Here is a 15184-nt window from a genome sequence, read left to right as displayed (position 1 = left end):
GGGCTAGAAGCCTAGGTTCAGCCCTAGGGTGTAGGTGCGGGGCATCGGGAAGAAAGATGCCTTCGTGGTACCCCCGCTTTCGGGGTCGGTGCCCGGCCAATCGGTGAAGGTGTACAGGTTTTTTCCGCTCAAAAACACGCGCAGGTTGGCAAAGCCCAGCTTGCTGATAACTGGGGTAGGGAAGTTGTAGGCCAGCGACACGTCCTGAATGCGGACGAAGTTTCGGCTCACGTAGTAGTTGTGACCCAGGGGGTTGGTGTACACCAGCGAGGGTCGGGTGGTCGAGGGGTTGTCGGCGGTCCACCAGCCGGCGTCAATCTGGTTGAGGGCGCGGCCCGGCGAGTTTTCGCTGCGGGTCGAGTTGGGGTCCAGCAAGATGAAGTCGGACATCCAGCCCTGCATGGCATTCACAAACACAGACAGCGACAGGTTGCCGTAGCTGAAATTGTTGGTGATGCCCCAGCGCACCTTTGGCTGGCCGCCCTGCCCAATTATCGTCCGGTCGTTGGTGGCGTCGATTTTACCGTCCCCATTCAGGTCTTTCAGCCGCACGTCGCCGGGCTTGGCGTTGGCCGGCAGGTTATCGCCTTTTTGGTAGATGCCGTCAAAAACGTAGTCGTAGTAGACAGTGATGGGCTGCCCAATAAACCAGCGGTTGCTCAGGTCGTCGTCTTCCCGTCCGTCGCCGTTAGTGTCGGAGCGGTACAGGTGCACAATCTTGTTCCGGTTGGCCGACAACACGAGGTTGCTGCTCCACTCAAAGTTGCGCCGCCGCAAGTTGACCGTGTTCAGCGTTATCTCTATTCCTTTGTTATTGGTGGCCCCTAGGTTGGTCAGCACGCTGGTGTAGCCGGTCAGGCTAGGCAGCGTCCGCTGCACGATGAGGTTCTTGGTGTCGCTGTTATATACCTCGATGGTGCCGCCCAGCCGGCCTTTGAATAGGGTGAAGTCTACGGCGGCGTTGGCAGTGGCGGTGGTTTCCCACTTCAGGTCGTTGTTGGCCATCGTGGAGGGGAAGATGCCCACAGACGTGGGCCCGCTATCGCCAAACACGTACTGCGTAATGCCCGACAGGCTCAGCGACTGGTAGGGCTGAATGGCCTGATTGCCAACGGAGCCGTAGGAAACGCGAAACTTGAGCAGGTCAATAAACGACGCCTTTTTCAGAAACGACTCGTCGGAGGCTATCCAGGCGATGGCGGCCGACGGGAAGGTGGCGTACTTGTTGTTGGCGGCAAAGACCGAGCTGGCATCGCGCCGGGCGGTCAGCGTCACGAGGTACCGCTCTTTAAACCGGTAGTTCAAGCGGGCCATCGACGAAATACCGTCAACTTTGGCGGCATCCGAAAGGGTGGTCTGCGTGCCGCCCAGGGTTAGGCTGTTCCAGCCTAGGGCGTCTGAGCTCAGCTGGTTTGCGCTGGCCGTGGTCGACTCCGACTGCTGGTGGTTGCGGCCGTAGAGCAGCGTCAGGTCGAAGCCGTGATTCTCGTTGATTTGCTTGTTATAAGTCAGAATATTCTCCAGCACCCAGTCGTAGTTTTCCTGGTTGTATTTGCTGGCGCTGGTCGTGTTGTTGGGCAAGCGGCGGTCTTGCCGCGTGAAATTGTAGGTGTGGTTCCAGCGGTAGTTGGGCGAGAAGTTGACCCGGTACGAAAGGCCTTTGATGAAAGGCACGTTCACCAGCGCGTAGAAGTTGCTGAACAGGTTGTTGTAGATTTCCTCATTCTGCGTCAGCAGCACGTTGCGAAGCGGGTTGCCGGAAATCTGCTCTTCGGGCACGCCGTACTGCGTAGGCGTGCCGTCGGGATACGTCCATGTCCCGAACGGGCTGCTGTAGTAGATGCTCGAAACATCGGCTTCCCGGCCCGACAAATCGCGCCGAATAAACGTAGAGTTTAGGCCCACCGACAGCCACTTCGCCACTTGGTTTTCGACGTTGGCGCGCAGGGTAACGCGCTTTTGATTGTCGTTCAGAATCAGCCCTTTTTCATCTGTGTAAGCCGCCGACAAGTAGTAGTTGGTAGCGTCGTTGCGGCCCGACAAGCTCAAGTCATAGGACCCAATGCGGCCTGGCTGCGACGCCGCCTTCCAGGGGTCGAGCGTGTTGCCGGCCTTGTAGTTAGCGGCCTCCGAGGTGGTGAGGTAGCTGGCCACGTTGGCCGGGTCGGCGGGCAGGCCGCTTTGGGCGCGGTAGTCCAGCGTCTTCTGCAGGTAGCGGTCCGGGCTCAGGAGCTTCACGGTGTGGCCCATTTCCGATATGCCCGTGAAGGCATTAATCCGAATGGTCGGCTTCTGGGTAGTGCCCTTCTTAGAAGTAATCAGAATGACCCCGTTGGCCGCCCGCGAGCCATAAATGGCCGCCGCGCTAGCATCCTTGAGCACCTCCATCGACTCAATGTCGTTGGGGTTGATATCGGACAAGCTGCCGTTAAAGAAAATGCCGTCGAGCACAATCAGCGGGTTGTTGCCCCCAGCTAGCGAACGGGGCCCCCGGATAAGAATAGAGCCGTTTTGCCCGGGCCGGCCATTGTCCGTAAACTGAACCCCCGCCACGCGCCCCCGCAGCGACTGCGTGACGTTGGTATTGGGCAGGTTCTCGGTCTGCTTCATGTCCACCTTTGCCACCGCCCCCGTCACATTGCGCCGAGATTGGGCGCCGTAGCCCACCACCACTACCTCGTCGAGCGCTCGGTTGGCCGCTTCCAGTACTACGTTGAGCAGCGCCCTATCGCCAACGGTTACTTCCTGCCCCGCAAAGCCCACCGAGCTAAACACGAGCACATCGGTAGCAGCATTCACCGTTATCGAGTAGTTGCCGTTCAGGTCAGACGTAGTGCCTTTGGTAGTGCCCTTTAGCACCACCGTGACGCCCGGAATGCCTTCCCCAGTCTTTTTGTCGGTCACCCGCCCCTGCACGGTTTTATCGACGGTAGGCCCGTTGCTATCGAAGCCAGCGCGCCGGTTGCTTTCACTTGAGGAGGTTTCTGCTGGCAGCGCGCTCGCCTGCAGTCCCCCCAAAAGCAATGTTAAGGTGAGTAGTCTTTCTTTCATGTAAGCAGTAGGGTGGAGGTGGGAATGATAAATAAATGACGTTGGGTGATGCCGACTCAATTGTGCTACCTAGGGCCGGGTGTTGGGGTGAGGCGCGGCAGTAGAGAGGAGCTACTAGGTGCTTTTGAGCCCCGCCACGTGGCCGCAGAAGTGCACGGCCAGGCCTAGCTCAGCCATCGCCGCCGCCTTTGCCCGGCAGGCCCGGTGGGCGCTGGCCTCGTCGGCGGCGTACACCACTTGGATGTGGTTGGCTTTGTGGCGGGCCATCATTTGGTCGCGGGTCACGCCTTTCAGCACGGCATGCATAATGGGCCACTGCGGCGTCGTTTCTTGCCAGCGGCGCTGCGTTTCGGCTTCGGGCAGGGCCACTGCTTCGCCCACGCCTAGGTCGCAGTGCAGCTGGCCCTGCATCACGTACACGCGGCTCCACACGATGGCCCCCGGCCGGCTGACGCCCTTTAGGCTGCCCCCGCCTAGGCGGAAATACATCGGGGGTTGCCGCTCGCTGCTGGCGCCCTCGTAGCCCCCCACAAAGTGAGCCGGTGGCGCGGCACCCGAAATCAGGAATACCCATACAAACTCGTCGATGCCATGGCCGGTAAAGTGCTGGCCCCAGCGCAAATCGTGCAGCGTCGTCTCGCCTGGTAACCCTAGGCTTTGCCACAGCCGATGGGTGAGCAGCGCATCGAGGCCGGCGCACTCATCTACCTCATTGAAATGCGGGAGCGCCTGGCCTGCGTACAGTTCCCTGCCATCCTCCGAGAATACCGGGGGGCGGTCCTGGTTGTTGAGGATTCCTTCTACTAGGTCGCTCGCGGGCGTAAGGTCCTTTAGGCCTTGCTGGTATTGTATGCCGATGGTTGCGCAGCCGAAAGTATCGGCCAGGCGCAGGGCGGCGATGTACATCTTGCACTGCGCTAGCGTTTGAGCTTCTGTTAGTTCAGTAGCTTCGTCAGTGCCCCAGTCGAATGTCATGCCCTTGGCCAGCAGCCAGTCGAGTACTTGGCGCGCCTCGGCCTCGGGCACGGTAAGCATGGCCGCATACAGCGTAGCTTGGCTTAGGCGCTCTTTGAAAAGGCCCGTAGGGTGCAGGAGCTCATCGGGGATAATGGCGTTGTACATGCCCATGCAGCCCTCGTCGAACACACCCATGATGGCCTTGTCGCGTTTCAGCTGGCGGGCAACGTCGCGGCCCAGTTGCTCGTCTTCGGCGGGTAGCTGCCCCGAGCCTAGGTCGGTCACGTGGCGCGCATCGTGCGTCACGGTGCCGGTAACCAGCCACTCCTGCAGGCCTTGCGTAAAAAAAGCATCCGTAAAGTCCTGGCTCCAGAGGGTGCTGTAGCTCACGCCAGCTTTGGTTAAGGAGCCGTTCAGATTTAGCATGCCCACCAGGCCAGGCCATTGCCCGCTCCAGTTGGCCACCGTTAGAATAGGGCCTAGGTGCGTGGTAAGGCCCGCCAGCACGTGGTGTGTGTATTGCCACACGCTTTCGGCCACAATCAAAGGTTGCTTCGCATCGAGCGTGCGAAACACTTCCATTCCCATTTTTTGGGAATCAATAAAGCCGTGCTGCTTCTCGGTATCATACAAATGGGCACGCTTCACCGACCAACCTTGTTTTTGCAACGCAGCAGTGAGCAGCTGTTCCATTTCGCATTGCGCCGCCCAGCAGTCCCGATTAGCAGCTAATCGTAAATCACCACTTGCAACTAATAAGACTTCTTTTAGCGTGGAATCCATTACAGGTGTAAGTAGTAATTACTTCGAGTAGAAGTTGAAGCGAGGGTTAATTCGAAAACCACTCAAAATGCAGCAGCAGATAGCCAGCCTACACCTTTAGTAAGGTATAAGAAGTGTTAGCTACCCTTGAAATAATCTGAGCCCGAAAGGCTTGCTGAGTGGATATGCAAATATGATTGCCCAGCAATCAGCGTCATTACTCGTTATTATCTACTTACTGTAGGATATTACCATGGGCTACCTAGGCGGCCCCAAAGCTGCCTGCTCTATTCGCCCATTTGTTAGCTGCACAGCAAATTCTTCAGCCCACGGCTGAGCTAGAAAGCACACGCTAAGCGGAATACCCGACTGAGAGCAGACACGAAGAAACTCGCTTCGCGGTGGTCACAACGTGCAGGGACCCCTAGGGCAGCCTAGTGCTAGCTTTAAGAAGCGATTGACTGCTTGTATATGTAGTGCACAGTGTTGACTATCAGTGTATAGGCGCGAGTTGCGTCTAGGGCCTCGCCGCCTTACTTGTAGCGAGGCCGGTGAAATAAAAGTAGACCCGGTAGAAAGTGATAATTCGAGTAACTTACGCGAACTTTAGCGCCAACTTCTGCCACTAAAGCTTTATAGCAGAAGAGGTGATTTTTAGCCTGCCGAAAGTCAGGCTACAGGATAAGATTGTAGAGTAAGCCTCTAAGAAGCTATACTACTCCATCAGCGACCTTTATGTAGAAGAGGCGTTTGTGTTTGCTTAATCCATAAATAAAAAATGGATTGTCAGCCTAACTAAAGTTGCGCTGTATTAATCGACGCATCCTTAGTAATTGCTCTCCTGAAAAAGTCGCCTTAGCTGCTATTATTTCACCCTTGCTAATTCAGATTTTATGAAAGCCTATTTCCACAAAGTGCCTATTAATACGCAAAACTCATTCAGCGTTCGACACGAGCGCCGCGCGAATTTTGGCACTATTTGGCATTATCATCCCGAATTAGAATTACACTATGTAATTAGGGGAGAAGGCGTACGCTTGGTGGGTGATAATATCAGTAACTTTTCCTCGAATGAGATTGTCTTGCTCGGGGAAAATCTTCCTCACACGTGGCGTTGCAAAGAAGAATACTTCCAGCAAAACTCCGAATTAGCGGTCGAAGCCATTGTTATTCAATTTTTGCCCGACTGCCTAGGTCGTTACCTGCTCGGCTTGCCCGAGGCGTATCTCCTGCCGAAGCTATTTGAGAAAGCGAAAAACGGCCTGATAATTAGTGGTGAAACAAAGGAAAAGCTGATTCCCCTAATGTACGCAGCTGTTGAAGCTACCAACCTCAACCGCATTATTGTGCTGCTTTCCATCCTGAAAGTATTGGCCGAGACCGATGAGAGTGAGCCAATTGCCACAAAGTACCATGCCTTTGCTCAGTCCAACGAGTCGGACACAATACGCATTAACAAGGTGTGCAGCTATACGCTGACAAATTATAAGAGAGAAATTACGCTTGAAGAAATTGCTTCTATCAGCAACCTAAGCGTAACGTCCTTTTGCCGCTATTTTAAGTTTATTACTAATAAAACCTACTACGATTTTCTAATTGAAATTCGTATCAGCCACGCCTGCCGTCTGCTAATCGAAGACAAATTGCCTACGGAGGTTCTTTGCTTTGAATGTGGCTTTAACAACGTGTCGAATTTTTATCGTCATTTCAAAAAAATAACGAAAATGACGCCCCTGGAGTATAAGCGTAATTACCTAAACCACAATTGCAAAGAATTTGCAACGGCCTAGGTTAGCTGCTAGGTGGTTTGCGGGCCCGCACGCGCTAGCCCGTATACGCCAGGCTTTTGTGCAGCTGTGCGTAGTCAAGGTCCAGTTTCTCAATATTTTTTCTGGTTTCGCTTGAGAAGTTGCCAACCTTGCGTCGGGTAAAGGTTGAGATGTCGATGCCGCGCTGCTTGAGCGAATACTTAGCTACGATGGGGTACACATGGTGCATGACATCCATATTGTGCACAAAGAATTGCGCTACTGCCCTTACTTCGTCGGCGCGCGAAGCATCGTCGTAGTGCTGGCACAGCCACACAATCAGTTCGGGATAGAAATTGCCCTGGATGCAGGATAAACCCGCCGCGCCCGCTTTGAGCGAGTCGACCGCGTGGCCCATGTAGGCATCATACAAACCAAACTTGTAGCTCGTGGTGGCCGCAATCTTTTGCCGCACCTGGCCTAGGTCTAGGCAAGTGTCTTTGTGGTAGATGACGCGGCCCGTCTCCACAAACGCCTTCAGCTGCTCGGGCGCTAGTACGCGCTTGTAGGGCACGGGGCATTCATAGAAACCCAGCGGAATGCCGGGCGTTAGCTCAAGCAGTTGGAACATTTGGTCGTTAAAGTAGGCATCGGGCTGGGTGGCAGTGGCTAACAAACCTGTGATAGCAATAACGGCCTCGGTGCCAGCGTCATGCACTTGCTTTACAAAATCTGCCTGCTGCCCAATGGGGCCACCGAAGGTGCCGGTAGCCACCACAGGCACGGCGCCAGCTACGAGGTCGACAACGTGCCGGATGGTTTTGAGCATTTCGGCGGGAGTCAGCTCAAACATCTCGCTGGAGAGGCAATTAGCAAACAAGCCAGAGGCCCCTGCGGCTAAGTATAACTCCGTCAGCTTAGTAAGCGCCTGGTAGTCAACTTGGCCATCGTTTTGGAAGGGCATGAGCATGACCGGGACAAATCCCTTTCGTGATTTTTCCATTGGTAAATGAGGCAGAAATAGTGGAGTAGGGGAAGGCCGCCCGGCTAGTGCGCCGGCTGCTTGGCGGGAGTTGCCGGGCTGTACGCGGCCGTGCCTTTACGGAGCTTAGTGAGCAGAAGCCCAGTTAGGAAGATGGTGAGTGTGCCCACCACGATAATCATGCTTTTGTGCAAGGTGCTCTGCAAGCCGGCATACTCGGCGGGCAAGCGGCCGGAGAAGGTCATCCAGACGATGACTAAAATACCGATAGTAGTAGCCGTCAGGGCTTCGTGGCTCCGAGTTTGGCGGCTGATGACGCCGAGCAGAAACAAGCCTAGCATGCCCGCGGCAAAGATGCCGGAGAGCTCCCACCAGGTATCCAGCACGCTTTTGACGCCAATCATGGCAATGCCGGTGCCCATGCCAAGCAAACCGAAGCACACGGTGGCGAGGTGTAGGAGCCGCAGGGTTTGGCGGCTCGTCATGCCGGGTTTGAAGTAGCGCTGGTAGATATCGACGGTGAAGACAGTAGCCGAGGCATTCATGCCGGAGCTAATGGTGCTCATGGCCGCCGACAGAATAGCGGATACGATAAGTCCCACAAAACCCACTGGAATCTTGGTAACTATGAATTGCGGCATCACCTTATCGCCATAGTCGGCGGGCAATAAGCGCGTGGCCGCGCTAGCAATCTGGGTCGCGGAGGCAGTAGGGGGTAGGCTAGCCGCGGCCACTTGCAGCTTCACTGCCTGAATAAACTCGGGATGTACTTGGTAATAGGCAAATAAGCTGGAGCCAATAATGAAAAATAGCAAGGAGGCCGGTAGGTACAGCCACACGCACAGCCAGAGCGAAGCCGCCGCCTGCTTTAATGAGGCAGCCGTGTGATACCGCTGCACATAGTTTTGGTCAACTCCGAAATTGCTGAGATTAATGAAAAAGCCGTATAGAAAGACCACCCAAAAGGTAGATTGAGTGAAATTTAAGGCGAAGCCACCTAGGCTGAATTTATCGTTTGCCTGGCCAATTTTTACAATCTCGGCTGCGCCACCCGGCATATCATAAATAATCAAGCCGATGATAAGCAGCGCCCCGATGGTCTTAATAATACCCTGCGCTACTTCCGTCCAGATAACGGCTTCCATACCACCTAGCACGGTGTAAATGATAATGCAAATGCCTGTGATGAGCATGATGATATCCATCGAGAAGCCGGTCAGCGCTTGCAGCGTGAGGGCAATGCCGTAGAAAATGGAGCCGATACGGGCTAATTGCGTCAGCAGAAAGCAGGCCACCGCATACGTGCGCGCCCAAGGCCCAAAGCGGTGTTCTAGGTGCGTGTACGCCGATATTTCGCCGGTGCTGCGGTAAAAAGGGACGAAGTACTTGTTAGCAATCCAAGCCGCGAAGGGCATGGAAATGCTGAATACAAACGCATTCCAATTACTGCCAAACGCTTTGCCCGGCACACCTAGGAAAGTGTTGCTACTTAAAAAAGTGGCGTAGATGGATAAGCCAATGGCCCAGCCAGGAATCAGGCCGGATGCGCGGGAGTATTGCTCGGCGTTGTCATTCTTGCGCGAGAAATAAATGCCAACGCCAATCATGGCTAGGAGATACAAGCCAATGATTACTAAATCGGGAACGCGTAAATTATTCATCCAAATAGCGGTTGAAATATGGCTTGTGCAGCGTTTTAAAGCCTGACCTATTTCACTCGCAAAACTATTGCGGTGCCCAGCGCCGTCCGTGTATCATGTTCTCCTTCTATTGTATCATGTTATCCTGGCTGGGTGGGTAAGGATGCATTCACTTGCTTGCGAGGCGGCGAGGAATGCGCTACTGCGTTACTTTGCTCGGGGCGCCTGTCCTAGGGCGAGCGGATTTTTACTGCTCACCGACGCTAAGCAACGCTTATGAAAGCCAGTCTTTATACTTCACTGCTACTCGTACCGCATCTGCTGGCTGCTGAGCCAAAGCAGCTAGCGGCCACATCCCGAACTGTGGCGGCGGAGCCCTTGCCTACCTTGGTGTCGCCCAACAAGGCGCTCCGTGTGCAGCTCGGCTATGACCAGGCCGGCGCGCTTACTTACACATTCAGTGCGCAGTCGAAGGTGCTGCTGCAAAACTCAAAGCTCGGCTTGCAGCAGCCCGGTGCCCTTCCGGCGCCCACCGTTTCGCGGCGGACTGTCAATACCTTTTGGAAGCCGGTTTGGGGCAAGCGGGCCGTGGTGCCCGACCAGTACAACGAGCTGACGCTCGACCTCAAAACGTATAAAATCATTGCGCGGGCTTACAACGATGGCATCGCCTTTCGCTACGTTTATCCAGTCAGCCAGGCCGTTACCGAGCGCACTACGTTTGCCTTTGCTGGTAACTACACAGCTTGGTATTACAACGGCGAAAATCATAACCTAGGGCCCGAAAAGCTAGCTGATTGCGCGGGTAAGCGTTCGCCCGTCATGACTGTGAAAGTGGACAGCGTGACGTACTTGGCCCTGCACGAAGCCGACTTAAGCAGCGGTGAGCCACTACAGCTGCAGGCTGCGAAGGGCGAGACTACTTTTACCATCGCGTCGCAGCCGACCACGGCTTGGAAGGTGGTTATGTACGGCAAAACCCCGGGCGACCTCGTCGATTCGCACCTGCTCGAATTGCTGTGCCCACCCCCCGCCAAGGGCCAGGACTTTTCCTGGGTCAAGCCGGGGGTAGCGCTCTGGGACTGGCGCATCAACGGCGCCCGCACCGAAAACTTTACTTACAACATGTCGCTGCCTTCGTGGAAGCGCATGGTAGATTTTGCCGCGGCCAACCAACTGCCCTACCTCGTACTCGATGCCGATTGGTACGGCCCCGAGTTTGGCAAAGAATCGGACCCCGTGAAGGGGGGCAAGGTGGCGCAAGTGCACGAGCTCATTGCCTACGGCAAGGGCAAGGGCGTGGGCATCTGGCTTTATCTCAACGACGTAGGCGGCCGCAACTATGCCCTGGACGAAACCCTGAAGCGCTACCACGACTGGGGCGCAGTCGGCATCAAATACGGCTTTATGTCGGGCACGCCCGCCGAGAAAAACCAGCGCACGCGCCTAATTACGGAGCTGTGCGCGCAGAACCGCTTGCTGTGCGATTTTCACGACGGGCCCACGCATCCCTACGGGCAAATGCGCACCTTCCCCAACGCCGTGACCCGGGAGTATTGCAAAGCCCAGTCTGACGGCCACCAAGTAGTGCAGCCCAAGACCTTCGTGACGTCGGTTTTCGTCAACATGGTAGCGGGCCCGCTGGACATGAACAATGGCTCTGCCAGCCTCGCGCAGACCGGCCGCGTAGACAATTCTTCGCCCGTGCCCTCGACCCTGGCCGGCGAGGCTGCGCGCACGCTCATCGTGTTTTCGGGCGCGACCATCATCCCCGACATCCCGGAAAACTATCAAAAGCACCCGGAGCTACTGCGCTTTATCGCGGCGCAAAAAATGCCGTGGCGTGCCAGCAAGACGGTGCAAGGCGAGATTGGCGAGTACATCGTCATGGCCCGGCAGGCCCAGGACAAAACTTGGCTGGTGGGCGCTGCCACCAATGAGCAGGCCCGCGAGCTAACCATTCCGCTCACCTTCCTAGGCCAGGGGCGCTACACGGCGTCCCTCGTGCAGGATGGTCCCGAGGTCGACTACCGCACGCAGCACGAGAGCTACACCACCGATACCAAGCAAGTGAGCGCTACGGATGTCATTCGGGTAAAGCTTGCCCCTGGGGGAGGGGCTTGCATATTGCTCAAGCAGAATTAATAAATTAAGGTCCCTAAAAACACTGCGGCGGTTGAACGCAACTCCTTGAACTAAGGAGTTGCGTTCAACCGCCGCAGTGTTTTTAGGGACCCTATGTCATGCGCGTAAGCGCCTAGGTGGCTATCGCGTTAGCCAAGCCACTTAGGCCGGCAGCACGGCTACTGAACCACCAGTCGCTGGGGCTTGCCCCCAAAGCTGGTGCCCTGCACCTGCACCAGGTAGATGCCTGCTTGCAGGGTAGTGGGGAGAGCCAGAGTAGTTTCGGTAGCACCCCCGCGCAGCGGGTACGTCAGCACGGTGCGCCCGCTCAGGTCGGTAAATACTACTTGGGTAGCCTCAGTAGTGGCCGTTGGGAGCTTCAGGGTAACCTGGCCGCTGGCCGGGTTGGGGAATACCGCCATGGTGCGCGGCGTAGCAGCCGTAGTAGCCAGTGGGCTGCCGGTCAGCGTAACCGCAGCCACCGCCGAGTAGCGAGCGGCCGTAGCCGTGGTCTGGCGCAGGCGGTAAAATGCTTGCGTCAGGCCCTGAACGGTCTGGTCTTGGTAGGTGTAGGTGCGTGCCTGCGAGGTCAGGCCCTGGCTAGCCACGAAACCTACTTGCTGCCAGGTCGAGGCATCGGCCGAGCGCTCTACCGCGTAGCCATACGTGTTTGTTTCATCGGCCAGGGTCCAGCGCAGGCTAACTGCCTGTGGCTGCGATTGGTCGGCGCGGAAAGTCAGCAGCTGCGTCGAGAGGGGGTTGATAGCAGCCGATAGCGAGCCCAGCGTGAAGGCGGCAAATGTGCCCACAGGCTGGCCCGAAATCACCGAGCCCGCGCCTAGGTTGCCCGTTAGCCCGCCATTGCCGGCCGTTTCCCAAGCAGCGCCCGTGAACGTAGCAACCTGGATGTCGGACGAAAAATCGTCGAGGCCGCTGCGGAAAGCATCTTCCCAGAACAAGCGCACTTGCACCGCATCGGTGGTGCCGGCCCCATCCAGGGTCCAGTGCTCTACCTGGCTTACCTCGCTCAGCGGCGCGGTGGCGGTGCGGGTGGCGTAAGGAGCGGCTACGTATTCGGCCGTGAAGGCTGCGGCGGCACTGGCCGGGGCCGAGATACCTAGGCGAGCCCACTGTCCATTTTTACCCAGCGGGAACACGAAGGCCTGCTGCCCCACTTTGCGCAATGGGCCATCTACATAAGAAGTTGCACTGCCAGCGGTAGCAGTGGCTTGGTCGGCTAGCGTGAGTAGAGTAGCCGCCGTAGTGCGCACCAGGCCAGCATTCAGCGTGAGCGAACCCGTGAGGGTAAGCGGCGCTCCAAGCGTCAGGGCCTTGCCCGCCCCGGCCAGTGTAAGGTCGCGGAGGGTGGTAGCGCCGGTAGTTTGCAGCGTTAGGTTTTTCGTGATACTAAGCTCTTCGTCGTAAGCACCAGCCACCAGGCGCAACGTGCCGTTCTCAGTAACTAGGTCCAGGCCCTCCGCCAGCGGCGTCGTAGCCCCCAAATGGGGGCTGTCATGGTCTACAGTCAGGTAGTCGAGCTGGGGCTGAAAGCCACTGGCTGCCGAAGCATCCGTATCGTGGTGCAGAAACGGCGAGTAGTCAATGAGCCCAGTCGGAGCCAGGGCTGACTGCTCGGCAAACCCAGCGGCCGGGCCGCCAAGCGTGACAATGCGGCCACTAGCGCCCGCCGTGCCGCGCACGAACGTGGCATCGGTAGTGCCCAGCCAGTTCAACGACGCATCCACAGGATTGGTCAGGTTAACCGCCCGGATGGCAATAGTGCAGTCGCCTAGGTAGTTGCCGCGAATGCTATCGCCGCTCGATACAAGCAGACCGTTGCGGCTGATGTCAAAGAACGGCGTAGCGCCCGTGCTATTTGTGGGGCGGTCTTGCACCTGAATAGCCTGTTGGCACTGAGTTATAACGTTGCCAAACACCTTGTTGCGCGCGCCTTCCAGCACCAGGCCAAAGCCGCCATTATTGCTGGCCGAGCCAGTGGCATCACCTAGGTAGCCGCTGATGGTGTTATTCACCACATAAGCGCCGCCCGTGATTAAGTCGCCCGTGACGCCACCGCCCGCGGCAATCACATTGCGGTCGCGGTCCACGAAGAGTATGCCCGCATTGTCGGTGCTCAAGCTGGTTGGGGCGCCTACTGCGCGCGCAATATTATTGGCGCGCACCACGAAGGTGCCGGGGCCGCTGCCAGCCCCGGTGCCGGTGCACGATTTCAGCTCCAAGCCATTGGCGCTGCTCGTGCGAATCGTGTTGCCCTCTATAAGCGCCGCGATGCTTGTGAAGCTGCCATCGGCCGCCCGGGCGCCTCCGGCCCCGAGCACCGCCAGCGCCGGCTCCTGGTTTTGCTCAAACTGGCAGTTGCGAACCACCAGGTTGCTCACGCTGCCATCGTTGATATCTACCCCGCTGCGCCGATTAAATGCAAACACCCCGTCCTCGACCACGATGTCGGCTTTGTGACCATTAACCAGGAAGAAGCCCCGCCCGGCGCCGCTAGTCACGGGGTTGCCAGCCTCGGCGGTGTAGGTAGCGCGCACGCGCCGCAGAGTCAGGTGCTGCACGCCGCCTATGCTATTCCAAAAGATACCTTGGCGGCGGTTGTGAGTCGTCTCTACATCTTCAAGCAGCAGATAAGCCTGTGGTCCACTGCCTTCCGACTGAATGCCAAAATCGTACGCCTGAAACGTGATGCCAGCAATGGTCAATGGCTGGCCACTGGTGCCACCGCTCACGGTTAGCCGCAAGCCAGCTTCCTGGGTTTGCGTAGCTGCCGGCAGCAACCCCCCATCAAAGATGGTGGCGCTGGCCGGCCGAGCGTTGGCCGTGCCGGCTCCTCGCAGGCTCACTGCCTTGTCGAGCACTATTCGCTCCGAATACCGGCCCGCATCAATAAAAATGGTTTGGGTGGCTGAGCCCGCTTGAGCTAGGGCCCGCGCTACTGTAGCAAACGGGGACACTGCGGAGCCATCGCCGGTGGTGTCGCTGCCCGCCGCGCTAGTAAATATGTCGCCACTCGTGCTCCCATCGTTCACATACAATGCTGTAGCACTGGCTTGCGCCCGTACGCTGGTAATGGGTGCTATAATCAGTAGCGCTGGCAGTAACAGGGTGGAAAAGGATAATGAATTTTTCATTCAAAATAAAAATTGAGCGATAAAGGGACTATGATTTTTATTGTATTTATTTAATAAATTATTTTAACCTAGTCGTTGCTTATTTGCTGAATAGTTAGCAAGTAAAGTGTTTTAATTCAATTAGTTAATTAATTTGTAGGCTTTATTTAAAATTTATATGCTAGTGATAGTATTTATAAACTTAGCTTGTGATTATCAAATATTCAAGAGGCATCCAGTCGAAAAGAAGGAAATTTCAAGGGTGAGGTAGCGCAATGCAGCGCTGTAGCTGAGGCAGCTAGAAAACCGGGTGTTTGTTCAAAGGGTAGCAGCTAGTGCAATCGCTGCGATAGGCACCGCAACACGGTACTGCGCTTGAGGCGAAGGTCTCGCTGCCGGTTTGCGGTAGCTACCCGATGCAAGGGCCGGTATGCTAGCTGGGCCTTAGCATGCTTGATAAGAGATGCCGCAGTGCAGCGCGCTTATCCTACCTGCGAGCTAGAAAATGGTACCTAGGGCCGGTGTGCAGCATATGTATTGCCTACCGCGAAGCTCGCATGCATAATGCGGCTACAGCAAAAAGCCACCTTGGCTGCGAGGGTATTCGCAGTCGAGGTGGCTTTGGCTAGTTGGCTTAAACGAAACAAAGCCACCCAGACTGCTCCGGATGGATTTGTGTTTCTGGAAGCTAAGGCCTTAGCTTTTAGCTTCTTTAGTAGTCCGTAGGGGAATCGAACCCCTGTTGGTAGAATGAAAATCTACTGTCCTAACCCCTAGACGAACGGACCG

7 protein-coding genes and 1 tRNA gene are annotated in these 15184 nt (G+C 56.4%); 2 read left to right on the top strand and 6 right to left on the bottom strand.

The genetic code is table 11. From position 1 onward, the window contains the following. Positions 1-3: 3 nt before the first annotated feature. Together JAO77_RS18110 and JAO77_RS18105 are read right to left on the bottom strand one after the other, a co-directional pair. Positions 4-3051 (bottom strand): SusC/RagA family TonB-linked outer membrane protein, encoded by a 3048-nt coding sequence (locus tag JAO77_RS18110; RefSeq protein WP_198991829.1) that lies wholly within the window; start codon positions 3049-3051, stop codon positions 4-6. Between the two features lie 114 nt (positions 3052-3165). Continuing rightward, positions 3166-4701 carry a fucose isomerase gene (locus JAO77_RS18105; protein WP_235998505.1) on the bottom strand — a complete coding sequence of 512 codons (1536 nt, stop codon included), beginning with the start codon at positions 4699-4701 and terminating at the stop codon, positions 3166-3168. Positions 4702-5663: 962 nt separating this feature from the next. Here JAO77_RS18105 and JAO77_RS18100 point away from each other — a divergent pair. Beyond that, entirely contained in the window at positions 5664-6560 is an 897-nt protein-coding gene (locus JAO77_RS18100) for an AraC family transcriptional regulator (RefSeq protein ID WP_198991827.1), read from the top strand. A gap of 34 nt (positions 6561-6594) precedes the next feature. On the opposite strand, the gene JAO77_RS18095 is transcribed toward JAO77_RS18100, so the two are convergent. Both JAO77_RS18095 and JAO77_RS18090 read right to left on the bottom strand, forming a co-directional pair. After that, positions 6595-7521 (bottom strand): dihydrodipicolinate synthase family protein, encoded by a 927-nt coding sequence (locus tag JAO77_RS18095; RefSeq protein WP_198991826.1) that lies wholly within the window; start codon positions 7519-7521, stop codon positions 6595-6597. Between the two features lie 44 nt (positions 7522-7565). Beyond that, positions 7566-9161: a sodium:solute symporter family protein gene (locus JAO77_RS18090; protein WP_198991825.1), complete on the bottom strand. Its 1596-nt coding sequence runs from the start codon at positions 9159-9161 to the stop codon at positions 7566-7568. Between the two features lie 255 nt (positions 9162-9416). Between JAO77_RS18090 and JAO77_RS18085 the strand changes: the two genes are divergently transcribed. Next, positions 9417-11285 (top strand): glycoside hydrolase family 97 protein, encoded by a 1869-nt coding sequence (locus JAO77_RS18085; protein ID WP_198991824.1) that lies wholly within the window; start codon positions 9417-9419, stop codon positions 11283-11285. Positions 11286-11443: 158 nt separating this feature from the next. Here JAO77_RS18085 and JAO77_RS18080 read toward each other — a convergent pair whose 3' ends face one another. Continuing rightward, positions 11444-14416: a T9SS type A sorting domain-containing protein gene (locus JAO77_RS18080; protein WP_198991823.1), complete on the bottom strand. Its 2973-nt coding sequence runs from the start codon at positions 14414-14416 to the stop codon at positions 11444-11446. A gap of 695 nt (positions 14417-15111) precedes the next feature. After that, positions 15112-15183: transfer RNA gene (locus JAO77_RS18075), tRNA-Glu, on the bottom strand. Position 15184 lies beyond the last annotated feature (1 nt).

It is taken from the genome of Hymenobacter sp. BT559 (genome assembly GCF_016427535.1).
Lineage (GTDB): Bacteria > Bacteroidota > Bacteroidia > Cytophagales > Hymenobacteraceae > Hymenobacter.
The sequence above is the reverse complement of the archived record's forward strand: the minus strand, read 5'-3'. Positions and strand labels throughout refer to the sequence as shown.

Bases quoted from the DNA above. Each gene is read 5' to 3' on its own strand.
- JAO77_RS18090 (WP_198991825.1), bottom strand. From the start codon at position 9,161: ATGAATAATTTACGCGTTCCCGATTTAGTAATCATTGGCTTGTATCTC.
- JAO77_RS18105 (WP_235998505.1), bottom strand. From the start codon at position 4,701: ATGGAACAGCTGCTCACTGCTGCGTTGCAAAAACAAGGTTGGTCGGTG.
- JAO77_RS18080 (WP_198991823.1), bottom strand. From the start codon at position 14,416: ATGAAAAATTCATTATCCTTTTCCACCCTGTTACTGCCAGCGCTACTG.
- JAO77_RS18085 (WP_198991824.1), top strand. From the start codon at position 9,417: ATGAAAGCCAGTCTTTATACTTCACTGCTACTCGTACCGCATCTGCTG.
- JAO77_RS18110 (WP_198991829.1), bottom strand. From the start codon at position 3,051: ATGAAAGAAAGACTACTCACCTTAACATTGCTTTTGGGGGGACTGCAG.
- JAO77_RS18095 (WP_198991826.1), bottom strand. From the start codon at position 7,521: ATGGAAAAATCACGAAAGGGATTTGTCCCGGTCATGCTCATGCCCTTC.
- JAO77_RS18100 (WP_198991827.1), top strand. From the start codon at position 5,664: ATGAAAGCCTATTTCCACAAAGTGCCTATTAATACGCAAAACTCATTC.